Source organism: Streptococcus sp. OMI750, from assembly GCF_047463895.1.
In the GTDB taxonomy this organism is placed as follows: domain Bacteria; phylum Bacillota; class Bacilli; order Lactobacillales; family Streptococcaceae; genus Streptococcus.
The window spans coordinates 1-611 of record NZ_JASHCZ010000017.1 but is presented as its reverse complement, the minus strand read 5'-3'; the positions used below and the strand labels follow the sequence as shown (position 1 = coordinate 611).

Below are 611 nucleotides of genomic sequence, written 5' to 3'. Positions count from 1 at the left end.
GTCCCTTGTCTGAGGGACAAAAAGCCAGACTTTTGGCGATTGTTTCACAAAAATTTGAGATTAATACACGTCGTTTAGTAGAAAAAATTGATGAGGAACTCATCGGAGGATTCGTCATCAAAGCAAAAAATAAGGTTGTTGACACGTCAATTCGCGGTCAATTGCAAACCTTTAAAACGAATTTGAAATAGAAAGTGGTGTGACTTTTGGCAATTAACGCACAAGAAATTAGCGCTTTAATTAAAAAGCAAATTGAAAACTTCCAGCCAAACTTTGACGTCACTGAAACTGGTGTCGTTACCTATATCGGTGACGGTATCGCACGTGCTCGTGGTCTTGATAATGCCATGAGTGGTGAGTTGCTCGAATTTGAAAATGGTGCCTATGGTATGGCCCAAAACCTTGAAACTAATGATGTCGGTATCATTATCTTGGGGGATTTCGTAGCAATTCGTGAAGGCGATATTGTTAAACGTACTGGAAAAATCATGGAAGTTCCAGTTGGTGAAGCCCTTATTGGTCGTGTAGTAAACCCACTTGGGCAACCAGTTGATGGTCTTGGTGACATCGAAACAACAGGTTTCCGTCCAGTTGAAACACCTGCTCCAGGT

1 protein-coding gene and 1 pseudogene are annotated in these 611 nt (G+C 41.4%); both read left to right on the top strand.

The window, feature by feature from the left end:
- On the top strand, window positions 1–191 hold a 191-nt coding region (locus QM830_RS10895; protein WP_414327021.1), incomplete at its 5' end, for a F0F1 ATP synthase subunit delta.
- 15 nt (window positions 192–206) lie between these two features.
- A pseudogene (locus QM830_RS10890) lies at window positions 207–611 on the top strand (F0F1 ATP synthase subunit alpha); the annotation flags it as partial.